The 20,515-nt window shown below is 40.6% G+C and carries 16 protein-coding genes; 5 read left to right on the top strand and 11 right to left on the bottom strand.

Annotation, left to right across the window (positions count from 1 at the left end; translation table 11 throughout):
• The first annotated feature begins 110 nt into the window (after positions 1-110).
• Both GVK91_RS10790 and GVK91_RS10795 read left to right on the top strand, forming a co-directional pair.
• Positions 111-704: an RNA polymerase sigma factor gene (locus tag GVK91_RS10790; RefSeq protein ID WP_159728650.1), complete on the top strand. Its 594-nt coding sequence runs from the start codon at positions 111-113 to the stop codon at positions 702-704.
• Between the two features lie 656 nt (positions 705-1,360).
• The gene (locus GVK91_RS10795; RefSeq protein ID WP_153846901.1) at positions 1,361-1,951 is read left to right on the top strand and encodes a riboflavin synthase; all 591 of its coding nucleotides are present in this window, start codon (positions 1,361-1,363) and stop codon (positions 1,949-1,951) included.
• 91 nt (positions 1,952-2,042) lie between these two features.
• Here the strand turns inward: GVK91_RS10795 and GVK91_RS10800 are convergent, their stop codons facing one another.
• Entirely contained in the window at positions 2,043-3,842 is a 1,800-nt protein-coding gene (locus GVK91_RS10800; RefSeq protein WP_075992018.1) for a chloride channel protein, read from the bottom strand.
• A gap of 6 nt (positions 3,843-3,848) precedes the next feature.
• Complete coding sequence (locus GVK91_RS10805) at positions 3,849-4,787, bottom strand: hydrogen peroxide-inducible genes activator (protein ID WP_153846899.1); 939 nt, start codon at positions 4,785-4,787, stop codon at positions 3,849-3,851.
• 274 nt (positions 4,788-5,061) lie between these two features.
• Between GVK91_RS10805 and GVK91_RS10810 the strand changes: the two genes are divergently transcribed.
• Positions 5,062-7,176 (top strand): S46 family peptidase, encoded by a 2,115-nt coding sequence (locus tag GVK91_RS10810; protein WP_369073909.1) that lies wholly within the window; start codon positions 5,062-5,064, stop codon positions 7,174-7,176.
• Positions 7,177-7,339: 163 nt separating this feature from the next.
• On the opposite strand, the gene GVK91_RS10815 is transcribed toward GVK91_RS10810, so the two are convergent.
• Positions 7,340-8,518, bottom strand: coding sequence for a MalY/PatB family protein (locus tag GVK91_RS10815; RefSeq protein WP_159728654.1), 1,179 nt, complete (start codon positions 8,516-8,518; stop codon positions 7,340-7,342).
• 181 nt (positions 8,519-8,699) lie between these two features.
• On the opposite strand from GVK91_RS10815, the gene GVK91_RS10820 reads away from it, so the two are divergent.
• Positions 8,700-9,083, top strand: a complete 384-nt coding sequence (locus GVK91_RS10820; RefSeq protein ID WP_159728656.1) for a diacylglycerol kinase — start codon at positions 8,700-8,702, stop codon at positions 9,081-9,083.
• Here GVK91_RS10820 and GVK91_RS10825 read toward each other — a convergent pair.
• Positions 9,066-9,554 carry a hypothetical protein gene (locus GVK91_RS10825; protein WP_159728659.1) on the bottom strand — a complete coding sequence of 163 codons (489 nt, stop codon included), beginning with the start codon at positions 9,552-9,554 and terminating at the stop codon, positions 9,066-9,068. The genes GVK91_RS10820 and GVK91_RS10825 overlap by 18 nt on opposite strands.
• Before the next feature lie 265 nt (positions 9,555-9,819).
• Here GVK91_RS10825 and GVK91_RS10830 point away from each other — a divergent pair, with 265 nt between their 5' ends.
• Positions 9,820-10,008, top strand: coding sequence for a hypothetical protein (locus GVK91_RS10830; protein WP_075992013.1), 189 nt, complete (start codon positions 9,820-9,822; stop codon positions 10,006-10,008).
• A gap of 155 nt (positions 10,009-10,163) precedes the next feature.
• On the opposite strand, the gene GVK91_RS10835 is transcribed toward GVK91_RS10830, so the two are convergent.
• The 7 genes from GVK91_RS10835 to glgB all read right to left on the bottom strand — a co-directional run bounded on the left by GVK91_RS10835 (position 10,164) and on the right by glgB (position 20,515).
• A complete protein-coding gene (locus tag GVK91_RS10835; RefSeq protein WP_159728661.1) occupies positions 10,164-11,897 on the bottom strand; it encodes a thiamine pyrophosphate-dependent enzyme in 1,734 nt (577 codons plus the stop codon).
• Positions 11,898-12,196: 299 nt separating this feature from the next.
• Positions 12,197-13,978, bottom strand: coding sequence for a DUF4091 domain-containing protein (locus GVK91_RS10840; protein ID WP_200845594.1), 1,782 nt, complete (start codon positions 13,976-13,978; stop codon positions 12,197-12,199).
• A 129-nt stretch (positions 13,979-14,107) separates the two neighbouring features.
• On the bottom strand, positions 14,108-14,890 hold the full coding sequence (locus GVK91_RS10845) for a zinc-dependent peptidase (RefSeq protein WP_159728663.1): 783 nt from the start codon (positions 14,888-14,890) through the stop codon (positions 14,108-14,110).
• A gap of 1 nt (position 14,891) precedes the next feature.
• Positions 14,892-15,653 carry a hypothetical protein gene (locus GVK91_RS10850; RefSeq protein ID WP_159728665.1) on the bottom strand — a complete coding sequence of 254 codons (762 nt, stop codon included), beginning with the start codon at positions 15,651-15,653 and terminating at the stop codon, positions 14,892-14,894.
• A gap of 165 nt (positions 15,654-15,818) precedes the next feature.
• A complete protein-coding gene (locus tag GVK91_RS10855; protein ID WP_075992008.1) occupies positions 15,819-17,102 on the bottom strand; it encodes a glucose-1-phosphate adenylyltransferase in 1,284 nt (427 codons plus the stop codon).
• Positions 17,103-17,108: 6 nt separating this feature from the next.
• Complete coding sequence (locus GVK91_RS10860) at positions 17,109-18,521, bottom strand: glycogen synthase (RefSeq protein WP_159728667.1); 1,413 nt, start codon at positions 18,519-18,521, stop codon at positions 17,109-17,111.
• Between the two features lie 35 nt (positions 18,522-18,556).
• Positions 18,557-20,515: a 1,4-alpha-glucan branching protein GlgB gene (gene glgB, locus GVK91_RS10865; protein WP_159728669.1), complete on the bottom strand. Its 1,959-nt coding sequence runs from the start codon at positions 20,513-20,515 to the stop codon at positions 18,557-18,559.

Raw genomic sequence — 20,515 nt, forward strand, 5'->3', positions numbered from 1 at the left:
AAGCAATCCATAGCGGGGCTCTTATGTGAATTTACCTATTGAATGACGTATTGACCACACAGGAATATAACATATTCCGACGGCCAACGTAAAACGATCAATAACCAAGTATGCGGCAAATAGAATCATACATCAATACACTGAAAGAAGGTGATGAAATGGCTTTATGCTTTTTTATGGATCATTTTGGTCATTCTTTACGCTATTTTGCCTTTTCCTACCTCCGTAACAAAACCGATGCCGAGGAAATTGTCTCAGATGTTTTTGTTAAACTCTGGAATAATAGACAAAAGGTAGAGAATTATGAAAGCCTTAAAGCCTTTCTTTTTATCGCTACTAAAAATGCCTGTATCGATATGCAAAGAACTACTCAATTCAAAATACGGAAAGAGGAGCTCGATATTCTTCAGCATATGTCGGTTCCAGATGAAGATGTACTCAAGAAGATATTCCGAACAGAACTCACCGAGTTGTTACTTGCTGAAATCAATTTGCTTCCCAAACAACAAGCTCAGATCTGCAAGCTCAGTTTTTTGGAAGGCTTGAATACAGATGAAATTTGCGAAACATTGAACACAACCGCATCAACCATCTATTATGCGAGATCCAAAGCATTACATGCCTTAAAAGAACGTTTCAAATCGAAAAAATTTGAATACCTCACCATGCTAATGCTGACAGCATGGTATGCCTTCAAAAGTTAACTGCTACCACACAGCCCGCATCCCCATCCCAGAATTTTATAAAAGAAAGTAAACAACTTGCTATTAAGTGTTTATGGGAATAATAATCAAAAAAAAATGATCACAAAAAAAAGCTTAGCATTCGGTCGGGCGACCTGCTAAGCTTTTATAAATACCTCTTTGTAAGAGGCAATCAACCTAAACCTAGGACAAAGATAGTGGTTCAAATGATATAAACAAAAATTTTGTTATATTTTTTTTCAACTCCCATAAATTTGTTTTAGCACAGCAATCACAAAAGGAATAGTAAGTGTACAATGTACACTACAATCTTTTTGCATTTTTCAACAGGCTATTTTTTTGGTAGCTTCGCTCAGCTAGTCCCAACCACAGTATTTAACCATTGCATTATTTAAATTTACTATAGAATGATCTGTCACCTCATTGCATCATTTTATCAATTAATCTTTTCTTTATAGACTCAATTGGCTCAATAGACAGGCTCGAAATTAGGGGTTGCCCTTTTTAAAGCTCCTTTTAGCGATCCAATTGGCTTGAATATCAAGTTTAGTTTCAATTTGCATAGGCATGATTTATCGCGACAGTATTTGTGCTATCTAAACAGCGATATTTCATTTAATTATTTAGTAACTTTGGAATAAATCAAAAAAAATATCATGTTTACTGGAATCATAGAAACCCTAGGAAAAATAGAAAATATCGAACAGGAAAAAAGCAATATCCATTTTTACGTCAGTTCTGCTATTTCCAATGAACTTAAAATAGACCAGAGTGTAAGCCATAATGGCGTTTGCCTTACCGTTGTGGGATTGAACAATGATCTACATAAAGTTACGGCAATTGATGAAACCCTACAGAAGACAAATCTCGCTCAATTAAAGGTGGGCGACCTGATCAATCTGGAACGTTGTACTTTGGCAGGCGGAAGATTTGATGGACATATCGTCCAGGGACATGTGGATCAGACTGCGCGTTGTATCCAAAAGAAAGATGAAAATGGTAGTTTTATTTTTACCTTTCAATATGATGTTTCCAAACAAAATATCACCGTAGAAAAAGGATCTATTACCGTAAATGGTATCAGCTTGACCGTAGTAGACTCTAAAGACGATCAGTTTTCCGTTGCTATCATTCCGTATACACTAGAGCATACCAACTTGCAACAAGTTGAAGTGGGTAGCACAGTCAACTTGGAGTTTGATATTATCGGAAAATATGTCACAAAGATAATGGCTTTACGCGGTTAAAAAATTTGCTATACTTCCTTGGGTTTAAAGCCAACCCAAGGAAGCCTATCCGAACACGGTTCATTTCGAGTTCTAACAATGTGTACTCGATTTATTCCAAATAATGCCCCTGACGTATCAGTAACGCACGATATTTGTTGAATACACTCGATTTGGAAACAAAGCCCATATACTTATTTTCATCCCCTAAAACTGGAAGTATCCACGTGTCGTCCTTATTCATTTTAGCCATCACAATTTCCATGTTTTCATTGATTCCTACCGTATCATTTGGCTTCTGAGCTAATTTTTCAAAGGTCGTATCTCCCCCATCCACTTCGCCCAATAATACCGAAAATAGAAACTCGCTATAAAGAAGCCCCATAAATTTCCCTTCGTAATCCACCACCGGAAAGATATTGCGTTTACTATGGATGATGTCGGTTTGTCGACCTTTTGGTGTTTCGTCAGGGCGTAAGATCACAAAATTAGTTTCCAATACATATTTTATCCGCATCATACTTAACACGGATCGATCCTTGTCTTCATAAGAAATTAGATCACCAGACTCCGCCAATACCTTGGTGTAAATGGAATGCTTTAAAACCGACCGATTAATCAAATAGGAAATGGAACAAACCAGCATCAATGGAACCATCAAAGTATAACCTCCCGTCACTTCTGCAATCAAAAATATGCCCGTCAACGGCGCATGCATAATTCCACTCAACGCACCGGCCATCCCCGCTACCACAAAATTTGGTACATTTAACTCGGCAATTCCCGTCAAGTTTACACCATAAGAAAATGCAAAGCCCAACAGACCTCCCATCACTAAACTTGGCCCAAATACCCCACCATTTCCACCGCCATTTAAGGTAAATAATGCAGCAAGGGATTTTCCAAATAAAGTCAATATCGTATAGCCCAGGACGACTAATCCCATATCCTTGTAGTCTGAGAACAAGCTGTTCTTAACAATCGAGTTAAACTGACCATTGAGAATCTGCTGAATGGTAATATAGCCCTCACCATACAGCGCTGGGAATACAAAAATCATCAGACCTAAGGCAATACCACTGACCCACACTTTATTATAGGGATTCTTAATCTTAGAAAACCATTTCCCCACACTCCTGGAAACACGTGCAAAGTAAATCGTATAAAGCCCAATCAGCACAGCTAATAGCAAATAAAACAACAATGCCGAAACTTGCCAATCGGAATTGAACGTACTGAATAAGGGTTCATTATAAAGCACCCGAGAGACAACAGAAGCCAATGCCGATGAGATCAGCAAAGGAATGAACACTGGAATTGAAAATTCGGGAAGCAAGATCTCGATAGCAAAAATCATTCCTGCCAAAGGGCTGTTGAAGGCGCCTGAAATTCCTGCAGCTGCACCACAAGCCAATAACATGGTAACTTCCTTATACTGCAATCCAAAGAAACGGGCGATATTAGAACCGATAGAAGAACCACCCAAAGCAACAGGAGCTTCCAAACCACAGGACCCGCCAAAGCCAACGGTAATAGCCGATGTCACCACCTGAGAATAAATATTGCTGGGATCCAATCGGCTGCCTTTCCGACTGATGGCATAAATAATCGGGGTAATCCCGTGCTCCATCTTCTTCCCTTTCAAAAATTTGCGAACAAAAAACACGCTGAGCAGAATCCCGATCAATGGAAAAATCAAGTAAACCGAGTACTTTACTTTCCAATCGATATCATCCTGTATAGTCGTTGCAATAAAATGGGTTAATCTTTTTAGCACAGATGCCATAATACCACCAACAATTCCAACCAAAAACGCGAGTATAATGATAAAGTTCCGGTTAGAAACTTTCTTCATTCGCCATTGATTGATCTGGTCTATTTTTTTAAAAAAACGTCTTTTGAGGTTTCTCATATCGTTCTATTGAAAGCTCAACACTTCCTTTTTCTTTTTTGTTTTGAATTTATCGGGTACTACGGCCAATATTTCTTTTTCTAAGGCCTGAATTGCATGTCTCTTTACATAATTTTGCGTCGTCACCAATGATATCTCCCGTACTGGTTCCGGTGATTTGAAATAACGGATCCTATCCAATTGTTCATCGGAATAATCCCAAATCGACAACTCAGGCAATATCGTGATTCCGTCGTTGATATCTACCATACGTTTTAGGGTCTCTACGCTACCCGTATTATACTCAAATCGCCCTGTAAGATCTTGATTATGTTTGTGATGACAAATATTAAGCACCTGCCCGCGCATACAATGTCCTTCATTGAGCAACCAAAGTTTATCATCGGCAATATCATCACCACTCAGTATCTTTTTTGGAAACAGTGGACTATTGGCTGAAATATAGGCAACAAAATTCTCGTAAAATAAGGGTGATTCCAAAATCCCGGGATCATTTAAGGGAGTAGATAGCACACCACAGTCCAAAAGTCCGACCTTCAATTCATGCACAATCCGTTCTGTCGTATATTCCCATATCTGCAATTGTAGTTTCGGATATTTCTCCATAAATGTGGTCAGCACATTCGGAAGTAAATAAGGTGCGATTGTCGGGATAACACCGACCCTTAGTGTACCCTCAATTTCCCCTTTTTTATCTTGTACAATCTCATTGATCTTTCGGCTTTCCGTCAATACCAATCGAGCTTGAAGAATAATTTTCTCGCCGATTTCTGTAGGAACAACAGGCTGACGGCTCCGGTCGAAGATTTTTGCCCCTAAAGACTCTTCAAGTTTTTGTATTTGCATGCTCAACGTCGGTTGCGTGACAAAACATTTTTCTGCAGCTGCAACAAAACTTCGGTAGGTATCAACAGCTACAATATATTCCAGTTGGATTAAGGTCATCTTACTATCTTTAAAGCACAAAATTACGAATCCTGTCGTAAACCAATGTCAAATCCTTTATAATTAAAGTCAACAGGAGCATTTGGCCTGCCGATTATACAATAAATACCTTGCCAAAAAGATCCAGTATATCCACTATTGTTACATTAGTTCACATAAAAAATCGATTTCATCAAAATGCTTTTCTTAAATTTGGAGATTTACAACAGTTGATAGTTAAAATCCTATGAAGTTTATAAATCGTACGACAATTGCACTAGCTTTATTCTTAACCATGGCAAACAGTCCTTACAGCAAGGCAAATCCCGATGAGGGAATGTTTCCATTGAGCGAATTAAATAGAGCTGGATTGAAGAAAGCTGGGTTAAAGATCAGTGAGAAAGATATCTACAATCCCGGTCAGGTCGGACTGGTAGATGCCCTGGTTCAAGTCAGTGGATGTACAGGGTCGTTTGTCTCAAACCGTGGTCTGATCGTTACCAATCACCACTGTGCTTTTTCTGCCGTTCAACTTGCCAGTACTGCAATCAACAATTACTTAAAAAACGGTTTTGTCGCACAAAATCAAGAACAGGAAATTGAGGCAAAAGGATTAAAAATAAGAATTACCGATTCTTATGAGGATGTTTCCGCTAAAATATTAAATGCTGTCGCCAACATCAGTGACCCGGTAGAGCGTATCAATACGATTAAACGTAAACAACAAGAACTGGTTAAACAAGCGGAAAAAGAAGATCCCACGATTAAAGCTGAAGTATCGGAAATGTTTATCGGTAAAAGTTATGTCCTATTCCGTTATAAAACAATCGAAGACGTTCGTTTAGTTTATATTCCACGTCAAAACATCGGTGAATTTGGTGGAGAGACAGATAACTGGGTATGGCCACGCCACACCGGAGATTATTCTTTTCTGAGAGCTTATGTCGGCAAAAACGGAAAATCTGCACCTTATTCTAAAGACAACGTTCCTTACCAGCCCAAAAAACACCTTAAAGTCAATCCAAATGGTGTCCGGGAAAATGATTTCACCTTTATCCTTGGTTATCCCGGAAAAACATTCCGACACAGACCAGCACAATATATTCAATATCAACAGGAATACCTTTTGCCTTACGTATCCAACCTGTATGATTTCCAAAATAAACAGATGGAGGAAGCAGGAAAAGATAATACCGATATCGCCTTGTCCTTGGCAACACGCATAAAACGTAATGCGAATGTATTGAAAAACTATCGTGGTAAACTCAAGGGTTTACGAGGAATCGACTTGCTATCGACAAAAAAACAAGAAGACGAAGCACTGGCGGCGTTTATCTTAAGTAAACCCGAACTGAAAAACAAATATGGAAGTCTACTCACTGATATTGACGCCTATTATCAGCTGAGTGATCAAGATGCCCTGAAAGAACTTTGGATCAATAATATTTACAATAGTACGAGCTTATTGAAAGTAGCCCGCGACCTAAACGTTCTGAAAACCAACTTGACAAAGGAAAAATCTTCCCAAGCTACCAAGCAGCTTTTCGATCTGAATATCGAAAAATTAAAAACCGCTGTTAAAGAAACCTACGAAAGCTACAATAAGCAGGCTGATCAGCGTATTTTCTCCAGAATGTTGGAAGATGCCATCGCATTCCAAGGTAAAAATCAATTGGCTTCCATTCAGAAATTACAATTTAATACGGCTACCGCACAAGAATTTGCAACAGAGATTATTCAGAACAGTAAACTTGGCGATCAAAATTACATACTAAATACTGTCTTGGCCAATGCCGATGCACTTCAGAAATTTGACGACAAATTATTGGATTTCCAGGGCAAATTGAACAATGATATTGTCCAGTTCGCTGCTGAACAAAAACGACGTGAAGGGGTACTGAACAAATTAATGGGCGATTATGTTGCCGTCAAGGAAATTTTTCAGGCCAAAAACTTTATTCCTGATGCAAACTCAACCTTACGTCTGACGTATGGGCACATCAAAGGCTACTCTCCTGCTGATGCAACTTATATGAAGCCATTCACGACAATCGAAGGAATCATTCAAAAAGGAAATCTTGGTTTAGCAGAATTTGACTACCCGCAAGAAATCAAGACAGCTTACCTCAATAAGAATTTTGGTCCTTATCTTCAAAAAGATCTGGGATCTGTGCCGGTCAATATCTTATATGATATGGATACTACAGGCGGAAATTCAGGATCTCCAATAATGAATGCCAATGGTGAATTAATTGGTGTAAATTTTGACCGTGCTTATGACGCAACAATTAATGATTTCGCTTGGAACGAGAGTTACAGCAGATCCATCGGAGTCGACATTCGTTATGTCCTCTGGGTTGCCGATAAAATTGACAACGCGCATTTCATTCTGAAAGAAATGGGTATTTAATAGGGTCTAAACAAACTTCAAAAAATCCGCTACATCGAGAGATACAGCGGATTTTTTTGTTCATTACGCTATTTCCTTTTCGCTCGGCGGCATGATACTATGAACGAAGAACTCTCCGTAAATCGGAACCTATTCATCTACCAACGCAGCATCTATTCGTATACTATTTTGCTCCTTGCAGTAAAGAGGAGAAAACAGTCTTCAAACGCAACAAGCCTGTTGTCAAAACTTCCCTTGAACAAGCAATGTTGAGGCGAATAAAGGCGTCGCTTCCCTTGCCATACATCGCACCGACATTGACCTGTACATGTACCTCGTCCAATAAGAGCTGCCCCAATTTTCGACTTGAAATCCCCAAAGCGGCGCAATCTACCCATACCAGATAAGTACCCTCCAAAGGAAGCACATGCAAAGCAGGCAGGTATTCAGCCATAAAGCCTTTCAGATAAACATAATTCGCATGAATGTAGCTTAAAGCTTGATCCAACCATTCTCCCCCCGACTCATACGCAGCGATCAGACCTGTAATGGCAAAGGGACTTATGCTACTTATCTCGTTGGCTAAGAAAGCCTGCTGCACTTTCCTTTTGAGTTCAGGATCGGCCACGAAGACCGTAGCGACCTGGAGTCCTGCCAAATTAAAGGTTTTACTCGGTGCTACACAGGTAATCGAATTCGCCAAAAAGGCCGCACTGAGGCTTCCAAAAGGAATATGTGTATGGCCCTCAAATACCAGATCACAATGAATTTCATCCGAAATGACTAAAACCTGGTGCCGCAAACAGATTTCACCGAGACGTTCAAGCTCAGCTCTAGTCCAAACACGGCCAGCGGGGTTATGTGGGCTACATAAAATAAATAACTTGACTTTCGGATCACTTGCTTTATATTCAAAATCTTCAAAATCAATGGCATACTCACCATTGCGGTAAATCAAGTCATTGGAAACCACCTCAGCTTGATTGCGTTCTATTGAAGAAAAAAAACAATGATATACAGGCTCTTGAACCAAAACCTTGTCACCGGGTGAGGTAAATGCGCTAACCAAAGCCGAGAGCGCCGGTACGACACCGATCACAGGAAGTATCCATTCCGGCTGAAGTACAAATTTATGCCGCTGCGAAGACCAGCTCATAACCGCGCTGTAAAAAGTATCTGGAATAGTGGCATATCCATATACAGCATGTTGAACCCGTTGTGCAAGTGCATCCACAACAGGTTGTGCTGCTGGAAAGTCCATATCCGCAACCCAGAGTGGAATCAAATCGTCATAATCATGTTGATTCCATTTGACCGAATCGGTACCACGACGAACAATCGTTTTATCAAAATTATAGATCATACAGCAATTTAATCAAAATTAAGCTGCATTTGTAATAAAAGCCCCATAAAGTAAAAAGGATGAACAAGAAAGCTGATCAGATGGATATGGCAAAGGAATAACTCGGACTAAATACAATAAAAAATCCAGTATGCCAAGATAAGCAGAAAGCGCTATCTTTACAGAAAATAGTAGGACAACTATGGCCAAAAACAACTTTTCATTTCGTGCTAGATTAAAGAGTTTTCACTATGCGTTCAGTGGGCTAAAAACAGCCTGGCAGGAAGAACATAATTTCAGGGTGCATTGTATAGCGGCCATTATTGCCATTACCCTGTCATTTGTGCTTCACATAAGTACCTACGAATGGATTGCTGTACTCTTTTCCATTGGTTTTGTATTTGTCTGTGAATTGTTAAATACCGCATTGGAAAATATAGCCGACTTTATCTGTCCTGAAGATAATCCAAACATAAAAAAAATTAAAGATGTTGCCGCAGCGGCAGTGATGATCAGCAGCATCGCTGCACTATTGATCGGCCTCTTAATTTTTATTCCCAAGCTGATCTCATTGGCCCTTCGCTAAATTTTCTAACGCGAATTTCTCATCAAAAGCTATCTTTTTAGGATCGGCAAAAGTCATTTTTCCAGCCTTCTCTTCCATCGCACCATAACCTTCCAGTGCACGCTCTTTGGATAGTTTAAATATTACCTGGCGGACGGATTCCTGTCCCTCAGAAGAAAAAGTATAATCGGCAGTTAAAATATCCCCCTTCAATACACCATCAATATGTCCCTTATTACGATCTTTTTCCTTCCAGGCATAGCTTAGATCACCCTGAACCTTTTCTCCATCAACAGTGATTGATAATGAAATGGTATCGCCATTTTTAAGGTATTGATACGTACTCTTTCCTGTAAGAAAACTTCCGGTATCCAATGGTTGAGTACTTTGAACAGTGTCACCGAGTTTCGCCGAAGTATCCTGTTTTTTTTGTTCCTGATGGCAGGCAGCGCAACACAGCAGCACTATAAATCCAAAATTTCTTATTCTCATCGTGTTTTTTTGTTTGATAGTATAGATAGCAATTCAAAAGAAATTTTGTTTTAAATAACTAACATTTAAAAATTTAAAATTCAGAAAACAAAAAGCAAGCAAATATTGTTTATAAGTTAGATAGCACTCGATTATTTTAGCACGATATAAGCTATTAAAAATAAACAATTTAGTAACAATAAAATTATTGCTGGCTTATTGTAAAGCTAATTTTTATTAGTAAATTGTACTCTATAAAATTCAGGAATTCTTAACCAATATTAGTATGAAAGATGTAAGCTTTAAGAAATTTGATAGTGGATGTACATCACTCACAAAATTGTCCATTGAAACAGACTTGGCTATTATTGTTAAAGAGCAAGTTACCATTTCTTCCGAATCCAAAGTTGAAAAACTCAGACGCTGTAAAGAAGAATTACTTAAAAGTCTTTGGTTTGTTCAACGTCAATGTTGAGATAACATTTTCCTCCAAATTTCGACTATCCGCTGATCAGCATATTATGGTCTGACAGCCACACATTCAAGTCACTTTTAACACAAAACAAGCCCCTCAGCTGTTATGCTTCGAGGGGCTTTTAATATGTTTAACAATTCGAATATCACAAGTGATTAAAGCGATTTCAAATGTTTATAGTTAGACTTAATGGTATCCCATACTTCTTCGAAATTACCCGACAACATTAATTTTGCCATACTTTCTGTCATCCCTTTCATTTGACTGAAGGATATCTTGGGCGGCATAGCCAATGCATTGGGATTGGTATATATATCGATCAGGACAGGCTCGTCCGTCATACCAAGAGCTTCAGTGATAACAGCATCCACTTCTTGGGGCTGAGTGACCGTAAATGCGCGTATTCCCATCGCTTGAGCGATCATCGCAAAATCTGGATTGACCATATTGGTTTCCTGATCTTTCAGACCTGATACCTGCATTTCCAATTTAACCATACCAAGTGCACGGTTGTTAAAGACGATGATTTTAATCGGTAAGTTATATTGTTTTATTGTTGCGAGATCCCCCAACAACATGGATAGTCCCCCATCACCACAAAAAGCAATAACCTGACGTTCAGGATGTGTCAATGCCGCTCCAATAGCCATTGGCATGGCATTAGCCATAGACCCATGGTTAAAAGACCCCAGCATGATACGATCCTTTCGCTGATTAATATAACGTGCTCCCCACACACAGCACATCCCGGTATCAAGCAGAAAAATCGCATCATCACTGGCTTTTTGATCAATGGTATGCGCAACAAATTCAGGCTGTATCGCGCATTCACTGCCCGAATCGTCCACATAAGTCATGAGATCTTCCTTGACCTTTGCATAAGAAGCAAGCTGCTTCTCCAGAAATTTTGTATCCGAACGCGCTTCCACAAAAGGCAATACCGCTTTTAAAGTATGCTCGATATCCCCCACAAGCCCATAGTCTACGATGGACCTGCGACCAAGCTTTTCACCTTCAATATCAATCTGGACAATGGTTTTGTTGGTCGGTATAAAATCCTTATAAGGAAAATCAGTCCCCAAAAGTAAAATAAGATCCGAATGGTGCATGCTTTGAAATGCCGACGCCATGCCCAAAAGTCCGGTCATGCCGATTTCATTGGGATTGTCGCGTTGAATATCCAACTTTGCTTTAAATGAATAACCCACCGGCGCATGGATCTTTTGTGATAACGCTACAATTTGCTCCTGTGCTTTCTTGGCTCCCACACCACAGAACAAGGTTATCTTTTCTGCTTGATTGATATATTGGGCTAATCGCCCAATTTCCATCTCCGAAGGTCTAATTTGCGGCTCGGTAAAAAACACCTTGGTTGAGGTATTCATTTGAACCGCTTCCATTTCTGATACATCACCAGGCAAACCGATAACCGCCACATCCCGTTTAGAGATAGCCTGTTGTAATGCATTTTGCACCATACGTTGCACCTGCTCTGGTCGAGTGATCATTTGATTGTAGCAAGAACAATCATCAAACAATTTGATTGGATTGGTTTCTTGAAAATAATCGGTTCCAAATTCGTATGTAGCACAGGTTGATGCGATCACAAGCATGGGTACCCGTGTCTTGTGTGCTTCATAAACCCCATTGATCAGATGCACATGTCCTGGTCCACTGCTTCCCGCACAACAGGCGATCCCGTGCAAATCAGCCTCTGCCGTTGCGGCAAATGCCCCCACTTCCTCATGTCTTACATGTATCCATTGCATCGTTCCATCTGCATGAACAGCTTCGTTGAAAAAATTTAAACTATCGCCCGTTACGGCATAAATACGCTGAATTCCCGCATCCTTTAAAAGACCCACAATCTGGTGTGCTACATTTTTCATACTTATACTATAATTTAAGATTTTGTGACAGCGACCTTATGCAAATTATGTTATCGCCACTTAATAACAACAATAATTTAGCGTAATGGTTTGGGATACTACCTGAACAATACTGTATTACCCAAGCGTATAAAATGATCGCATGTGCAAGGATAGCCTCAACGAGAAGCAAGGACACTGCCCCGAAAATTTCAGCCAATAATCCGCTGCACTTAAAATAGAAAAAAATTGTAATCAACAAAAAAGCTGTTTCAAATTGATTGAAACAGCTTTTTTAAAATTATAGACTTAATAAATCCTTAGTTGATTTGTCGCGACAATTCATCGACAAAACGCTTCGCATCATTGAGATCTTTGTTCCAGTCCGCATAGCGTTTAGCGGTATTCAATTTTGCAATTTTTGCATTTAGCTTCGCAAGGTTAGCTTGATCTTTTGACTTCTCCAACTTTGCTTTAAGAATGCCGACTTTGGTATAATCTTGAATACCTTCCAACATACGCTCATAACGGATAGAGCTTCTTCCTTGTGGATAAACAATATAAGTGTCTCCCGCTGGCCAGGTACGGAACCTTGAATCATGCAGCGGATCTTTGACCCAGGAGTTAAATGCCCAACGCAATGCTCCATCGAAGCCTGCCGCTAGCGCATACCAAGCCATATAGGTGGATTCTGCTGGATCCGAGAACGTGAATTGATTTGGGAATTCGTCCGAACAACAAACATAAAATGTCGTGATATACCCTTTTTTACGTCGCTCAATGAGATCTTTCTGATCAAAAGGATCTCCAGCGGCAACGCTGATATCGGTACTTTTATGATAGCGTTGGTAGCTTTTGTGATTATCTGCAAATGCAACACCAAATTCAGGCGCTACTTTTTCCAACAATGCTATTGCTGGATCCATTTCCTCCCGGCCTCTTTCATCCATCGCAATATTGGTAATCTTTAACCAGCCCTTTGCGGTAATGTGTTTACTAAAATCCTTTAAGAAAGGCGTCCATAGTTCCTCGAATATAGCTGTACCGGGCTTCGCAATAACATTGACCAGTTCATTTTTGCTCTCATCGAAATAATGTACCTCGTTATTCCATGGTAAAAGCGAATAGCAGTTGATCTGTTTGTTGACCCCCAAATCCATCATAAAGTTTACCCACCGATCAAAAACAGTATAATCATAGGTCCATGAACCGTCTTTTGCCTTCTTCCAGGTGATCATATCTGCATAGGGATCATACGTCTGTACGTTCCAGGCATCCTTATTTAAAGTTGCAGTAATCACTTTTTGCCCTGCAGCTGCAAGTTGTTTCATAGTAGGCTTCAACGCTTCAAAATGCTCATCGCTCCACATCTTCACATTATTGACGCGAGCCACAGCAGAAGGGTGTTGCCATTGATCCAAATGATAAGTCCACTGGGATGCAGGTGGCAGCACATGATTTTGCACATTGACCGTAAGTTGTAACTGTTCCTTTACCTGACCATTTTGCTTAACCGAAATTGTCGTTTTATATTGTCCAGCAGCAGCTTCTTTGGGAACTTTTACTGTAATCCATACAGGACGGACTTTCTTAGCTTCAAGGTCATAGCTTTTCAGATCATCCAACATATCTGCCGACAGAGAGGCTTTAAAATCTTCTGGTTTACGATGGCCACAACCACTTGCAAATTCATCAGTCATGACATAACGAACAAAACGTGCTTGTACCGCATCGCTACCGATCACCTTGCCTGTTGTAGACTTTAATTCACTTGCCGATACAGCAACATCTGCTGCGGCAGCACTGGTCCATAACAATACTTGCGCCGATACTTGCTCACCTTTCCAGGCATCCACAGTCGCCGTACGTTGTGTTGTCAGATTTGGATTAACAGATTTGGGATAACGTTTGTCTATCGATACAAACGAAGCATGTAGACCGGCTTTAACATTCGACCAGTTGGATAAAGTATCCTTTGTGGGATCGGCCATTTCAGTAAATGTTGTCCCTGTAGCAAAACGCCGCTGGGAAAATCCCGGATTACTGCCACAAAATAGCATACAAGCCAGGGCAATAGAAGAATAAATTGTAGTTTTAGGCATAACAGTTATAATTAACAAAACTTTAGCGAAGCGATGATCTTCTTTCTAGCCCAGGAGCAGGGTGCTCGCAGAAAAAAGGCAAACAACTTCTGTTTGCCTTAAAAATACTAAAATTTTATTTATCTATAACTAACTTTGTTCAAAAATTTCAGAAAGTGCTTTATAGAGCTCGGCATGATGGGTCTTGAATTTCGCCGGGTTCTCAAAGAAATATTCAGACGCAACCGCAAAAAACTCAGCTGGATTGGTCATGCCATATACATCAATATCAGATTTATTTTCTTTTATCTTGGTAATTTCTTCCCGTATCAGATTCATAAAAGGAATGACTGAAGCTTTATCCATCAAATGTGTGGGAATGCCATCCACTGTGCCATCGGTTTTATCGATCAAGTGCACAAATTCGTGTATCGCTGTATTCTGTCCATCCTTTGGATTCTTAAAGCCATACTCCAGTGCCGATTTAGACAATATCATTTGTCCGTTCATGGCTCCCTCACCCACCATACCCATAATATTACGGTCAGCATGGCCTTCAAATTCATATGCAGTATTGAATTGGGAAGGATAAACCATAATATTGGTCAAATTGGGATAAGTCCATTTCTTAAAGGCAAATATTGGAATAATTGCACTGGCGGCAATCATCATATAATCTTTCAGCTCAACCGTTACACCCACACCTTCAATCTTGACCGTATCCAAAAATTTTAAACAGCGGGTTTCAAATTCCGCTTTGTCCGCAGTGGACAGATTGCGGTAATAGGCAACTTCTTTTTCTAGAATTTCCTTGCCTTCGTCGCTTAATACACGTTTAATGGCTTTGCTATTTTTGGCCGTACGATTTAACAGGTAATAAACAACATAAATGGTTACTGGTATAAGCAGTATAATGAATAGTTTTCCTAGCATACTATTTGATCTGTATCCATTTGGGATCCCGAGCCTGCAAATTACGTAAAAAGCCTTTAAAATGTGAGGTTCCAAATAAGATTAAAATCTTTTGCTGTGGAGCGTCAGCAACTAACGAAGCCAGGTTCTCTTCCCTTTTTTTCATGACGAATTCTTTATCAAATTTGTTTTTTAATGCTGCTTTTATAGGTTTGCAGGAATAAGGTTCCTGGAGCGGTGTTTTGTAATCACAATCATCCAGGCTGATTGCACCATACAAATATTCAAACTCGTCAAGCAATTTGTTTTTGGGAATATCCGCATTCACCGCCGTTTCATAATTCACCAGAAAAAAAGAATAATCGGGCTGACTAATGATTCGCTGCCCCAGTTTACGGTAAATGGGCGCCCGAAGAACCCGGGAGGTATCGCCCGGTATTTCAACACATTGCTGCAACCCTAGCCGATTACCAGTAAGCTTTCTAAATTTGCGGTCATACAGATCACGTTGTGCCGCACTATCCACCTGATAAGCGATGCTTTCATAAAAAACAACATAGCCCAAATGTTGAAGAGAATCTACAGCACGCTGGATTTGATCATAGTACACACGCGTACCCAGATGCCGCATTGGAATGTAAACGACTGTTCGATTGCCGTTACGAAGTTCAAATCTACGCGAGGCATCACGCAAGACACCACTACCTTGAACCATCAATGAGGTATCACAACCTACAAAGACAAACAGTATAAAAAAAAGGGAGATAACCTGTCTCAATTGCATACGATTTCATTATATTAAAATGCTCTTTGCTAGCAAAGACAGTACCATGAAACAATTATTGCTATCTGCCATAAATTGAGCCTGTAGATTAGCCGTATTTCGCGATACTTCCATTAGAATAACTTGCAATGATAACAATATATTATCTCCCTTGTTCTATAAATTTTATAGGCTTGTCAATCCTATTGTTGTTCCGTTTGGAATAACTGCATTTTTTTTGATAACAACAATGCCGTCACAAATGGTATAAGTGGGATGATTGGCATTCAGCAAATGAGGTCCGCCATTGATCCGTACATCGTTACCGATACGACAATTTTTATCCAAAATAGCATTCTCAATATAACAGCGTTCTCCAACGCCAACCACAGGTATATTTTTCCGCTTTGCATCCTCCATATCGACGAGATCCTCATAATAATCAGACCCCATCATATATGTACCGCGCACCACAGATCCTGTACCAATCCGCGAACGAACGCCCACGACGGAACGGTCTATTTTATCTGCTTGGATAATACAGCCATCCGAAATGACAGAATTGATTAATGTTGTACCCGAAATTTTAGAAGGCGGCAACATCCTTGGACGGGTGAAAACCGTATTTTTATCAAACAGATTAAAGGCCGGAATATTATCAGTCAAACCAATGTTGGCCTCATAGAAAGACCCTATGGTACCGATGTCTGTCCAATAGCCTTCAAATTGATAGCTAAGCACCCTATTCGTATCAATTGCATCGGGAATAATTTCTTTTCCAAAATCCATTCCGCGATTCTCTTCAAGCATACGTTTCAGGACGCCTTTTGAAAAAACATAAATACCCATAGAAGCCAGGTATTCCCTACCCTCACCCTTTAAATGATCACTCACTTCTGAACTCCAGTCCACCAGCTGCTCACTATTCGGCTTCTCAATAAAGGAGGTAATGTGATTCTTTTCATCTGATTTCAGTATTCCAAAACCAGTGGCATCTTTGGCGTTTACTGGAATAGTCGCGATGGTCAGGTCGCCTTCGTTTTCGACATGAAAGTCAACCAGGGCATCAAAATCCATTTGATACAGCTGATCCCCCGATAAAATCAATACATAGTCATAATCAATACTAGCCAGCTTCCGAAACGATCGCCGCACGGCATCTGCCGTACCCTCGAACCATTTATCGCCATCATTGGTCTGTTCAGCAGCCAGGATATCAACAAAGCCCTTACTAAAAATACTAAAGTTGTAGGTATTCTTAATGTGGGAGTTGAGTGACGAAGAATTGAATTGTGTCAACACAAAAATCTTGTTAAAACCCGAATTAAGACAATTCGAGATGGGAATGTCCACCAAGCGATATTTCCCGGCAATGGGAACCGCTGGCTTAGACCGTTGATCGGTCAATGGATACAGACGTGAGCCCCTTCCTCCGCCTAAGACGATAGCTACTACATTATGACGTGACATATCAAATTACATTATTTGGTTATATAGACTTATATACTTCGCTGCAGATTTATCCCAAGAAAAATCCAACTGCATCATTTTACGTTGATTCTCCTCAAACTGCTTTTTACTGTCGTAAAAATTTATAGCCCGAACAATCGCTGCACTAATTTCAGTGATTGTTAAACTATCAAAACCTATACCGTAACCATCATTTTTCAGATCGATTACCGTATCTTTTAATCCCCCCACCTGATGCACGATCGGCAATGTTCCGTACTTCATCGCATAGAGCTGATTAAGCCCACAGGGCTCAACACGGGAAGGCATTAAAAGAAAATCCGCACTGGCATAAAGCCAATGGGCAAGATTTTCATCATAACCAAAGAACACATCAAAATTATCAATTCCATCATCGACGAGCGATTTCACACGCGACTGGATCGCTGGGTCTCCGGCACCCAGTATAAATATACTTAATCTATCGCGATATTTCTCCGTCAAATCCAAAATTATCTCCGGTAGTAAATCCGCTCCTTTTTCTGTTGCAAATCGGCCGATAAAAACAAGCAGTGGTCGATCTGGATTGATTTTATACTGCTTCGCTAAAGCCTCCTTATTTTTCAATTTGCCAGAAAAAGCTTGTACAACATCATAGTTTTCGAACAAGGTATAATCAATTTTGGGATCCCAGATTTCCCAGTCAATTCCATTGACAATACCGATGGATTTATTTCGCTCATCATAAAATAGATGCTGTAAGCCATTTGCTTCCACATAAAGCTCTTCCAGATAGCCTTCAGAGACCGTTGTGTAAGCATCGCAACATTTAATTAGGGCCGCAAGCGGGTTAATTAAACCATCCCAATCCAATAATCCCCATTTCCAGCTATCGAAAGCAGGCAACAGAATGGCTTTGCTCCAATGTGTCCAGCCCTGATATTGCCCATTGTGCACGGTGGCTACCGTTTTAACATCGGCAAGAAAATTATAGTCATTGCTATACTTCATCAAAAAAGGCATCAAACCGACATGATGGTCGTGGCAATGCACAATATCAGGTACTATAGCTTTATCCTTAAACCAAGCCAATACAGCATGTTGAAAAGCGATAAACTGTTCGCCTTCATCGGGATAACAATACACCTCCTGCCGATCGAGTTTCCCTGGAATCTTAATCAAGTAGAGCTCAAAACCGAGTACCTGATGATCTTCCTTATAAACGCCGTAGCTCAGCAATTCAGATCCTTGATAAAAAGTACCTTCATGAACTAGGCTAAAAGCATGATCCCTAACAAAAGGACGATCATACCAGGGCATGACAACCGCCGCCTCCCACCCCAGCTTGGTTTGGTATTTGGGCAGCGCTCCCACGACATCCGCGAGACCACCTACTTTGGCCACGGGATAACATTCTACACTCAAGTGAAATACTTTCATTCTTCTTTTACAGCATGAGATTTAATAACAAGATTTTATACAGGGATACGCTCGCCTTGTTTAATTGGATTGACTTCCTCTACCGCTCTCTTTCTTTTCAGAATATATCCGCCAAGCGGAGGCAAATGAAGTTGTGCAGACTGTACTTGGTTCATCCAATGCAGGTGCTCACTATGGATATGCAGATTATGTATTCCGGAACCGAAATAGGTCAAATCATCCGAATTCAGCAGCACTTCCCATTCACCGGCATAAGGTAGACCAATACGGAAATGTTCGCGAACAACAGGCGTTAAGTTAAGTACAACAACCGTATCATCCCAGGAGTCAAAACCCTTTCGCCAATAGACCACAATCGAATTTTCACGATCACCTGCATCTATCCATTCGAAACCTGCAGCATCGAAAGCCTTTTGGTAAAGACTTGGTTGAGCTTTATAAACCGCGTTCAGATCGGCTACAAATTGTTTCATACCCTGATGGGGCGCAAACTCCAACAGATGCCAATCAAGCGATTGGTTTACATTCCACTCCGAAGTCTGCCCAAATTCACCGCCCATAAACAGCAATTTTGTTCCCGAAAAAGTATACATAAAGAGATACAAAGCTCTCAAGTTGGCAAACTTTTGCCATTCATCGCCTGGCATCTTATAAATTAAGGACTGCTTTCCGTAAACGACCTCATCATGTGACAACGGCAGCATAAAATTTTCATGGAAAGCATATACTGTCGCAAAGGTGAGTCGATCATGATGATAACTGCGATTAACTGGATCCTCTTTAAAGTAATCCAACGTATCATGCATCCAGCCCATCATCCATTTCATTCCGAATCCCAATCCACCAGCATACGTTGGGCGACTGACACTCGGCCAAGAAGTAGATTCTTCGGCGATTGTCTGCACATCTGGAAAATGTCCGTAAACGGCTTCATTCAGCTCTTTTAAAAATTGTACCGCTTCGAGATTCTCATTTCCTCCAAATTCATTGGGAATCCACTCGCCTGCATTTCGACTATAATCCAAATACAGCATAGAAGCTACCGCATCTACCCGAAGTCCATCGATATGAAAACGATCCAACCAATAAAATGCATTACTGATCAAAAAAGAACGCACTTCATTTCGCCCATAGTTAAAAATATAGGATTGCCAATCGGGATGAAACCCTTTCCTGGGATCTTCATGTTCGTATAAGCTCGTGCCATCAAAACGATAAAGACCATGTGCATCACCCGGAAAATGCGAAGGAACCCAATCCAACAATACGCCTATTCCGGCGGCATGCAGCTCCTCAATCAGATACATAAGATCTTGTGCCGAACCATAACGCGAACTCGCCGCAAAATAACCTGTTATCTGATATCCCCAAGAAGGATAATAGGGATGCTCCATTAAGGGCATAAACTCCACATGGGTGAAATTCATCTCCTTCACGTAAGAAACGAGCTGCACGGCTATTTCCCGATAATTGAGCAAAGTATCCGGACTTTCGGGATCCCGCGACCAGGACCCTAAATGTACCTCATAGACCGACCAGGGTTGATCCAGCCTATTTTTAACAGCACGCTCCTGCATCCATTGCTTATCCTGCCACTCGTACCAGGTCGAATGAACAACGGAAGCAGTCTTTGGGGCAACTTCCCACCGAAAGGCAAAAGGATCACCTTTCTCGAGTTGCTCACCTGTATAGGTCTGGATAACATACTTATATGTCTCTCCATTGCCAAGCCCCGGAATAAACCCTTCCCAGATTCCGCTACCATCCCAGCGCACAAAGAGCGCGTGATGCTCCTTATCCCAAAAATTGAAGTTGCCGGTTACGGAGACGGATTTTGCATTTGGAGCCCAAACCGCAAAATAAACGCCTTTTTCACCGTTGACTTCCAGTTCGTGCGAACCGAACTTTTCGTATAATTTGAAGTGCTTACCCGACTGGAATAAGGCGACATCAAATTCAGAAAAGAGACTATGCGGAATTACTTCATTGGCCAT

This window comes from Sphingobacterium sp. 18053, assembly GCF_902706145.1.
Taxonomy (GTDB): Bacteria; Bacteroidota; Bacteroidia; order Sphingobacteriales; family Sphingobacteriaceae; genus Sphingobacterium; species Sphingobacterium paramultivorum.

What these genes read in the sequence shown, in the direction of transcription:
- GVK91_RS10810 (WP_369073909.1), top strand. Translation starts at nt 5,062, where the DNA reads ATGGCAAACAGTCCTTACAGCAAGGCAAATCCCGATGAGGGAATGTTT.
- GVK91_RS10840 (WP_200845594.1), bottom strand. Translation starts at nt 13,978, where the DNA reads ATGCCTAAAACTACAATTTATTCTTCTATTGCCCTGGCTTGTATGCTA.
- GVK91_RS10790 (WP_159728650.1), top strand. Translation starts at nt 111, where the DNA reads ATGCGGCAAATAGAATCATACATCAATACACTGAAAGAAGGTGATGAA.
- GVK91_RS10835 (WP_159728661.1), bottom strand. Translation starts at nt 11,897, where the DNA reads ATGAAAAATGTAGCACACCAGATTGTGGGTCTTTTAAAGGATGCGGGA.
- GVK91_RS10805 (WP_153846899.1), bottom strand. Translation starts at nt 4,787, where the DNA reads ATGACCTTAATCCAACTGGAATATATTGTAGCTGTTGATACCTACCGA.
- GVK91_RS10845 (WP_159728663.1), bottom strand. Translation starts at nt 14,890, where the DNA reads ATGCTAGGAAAACTATTCATTATACTGCTTATACCAGTAACCATTTAT.
- GVK91_RS10815 (WP_159728654.1), bottom strand. Translation starts at nt 8,518, where the DNA reads ATGATCTATAATTTTGATAAAACGATTGTTCGTCGTGGTACCGATTCG.
- GVK91_RS10800 (WP_075992018.1), bottom strand. Translation starts at nt 3,842, where the DNA reads ATGAGAAACCTCAAAAGACGTTTTTTTAAAAAAATAGACCAGATCAAT.
- GVK91_RS10830 (WP_075992013.1), top strand. Translation starts at nt 9,820, where the DNA reads ATGAAAGATGTAAGCTTTAAGAAATTTGATAGTGGATGTACATCACTC.
- GVK91_RS10820 (WP_159728656.1), top strand. Translation starts at nt 8,700, where the DNA reads ATGGCCAAAAACAACTTTTCATTTCGTGCTAGATTAAAGAGTTTTCAC.
- GVK91_RS10795 (WP_153846901.1), top strand. Translation starts at nt 1,361, where the DNA reads ATGTTTACTGGAATCATAGAAACCCTAGGAAAAATAGAAAATATCGAA.
- GVK91_RS10850 (WP_159728665.1), bottom strand. Translation starts at nt 15,653, where the DNA reads ATGCAATTGAGACAGGTTATCTCCCTTTTTTTTATACTGTTTGTCTTT.
- GVK91_RS10860 (WP_159728667.1), bottom strand. Translation starts at nt 18,521, where the DNA reads ATGAAAGTATTTCACTTGAGTGTAGAATGTTATCCCGTGGCCAAAGTA.
- glgB (WP_159728669.1), bottom strand. Translation starts at nt 20,515, where the DNA reads ATGGCCAATGAAGTAATTCCGCATAGTCTCTTTTCTGAATTTGATGTC.
- GVK91_RS10825 (WP_159728659.1), bottom strand. Translation starts at nt 9,554, where the DNA reads ATGAGAATAAGAAATTTTGGATTTATAGTGCTGCTGTGTTGCGCTGCC.
- GVK91_RS10855 (WP_075992008.1), bottom strand. Translation starts at nt 17,102, where the DNA reads ATGTCACGTCATAATGTAGTAGCTATCGTCTTAGGCGGAGGAAGGGGC.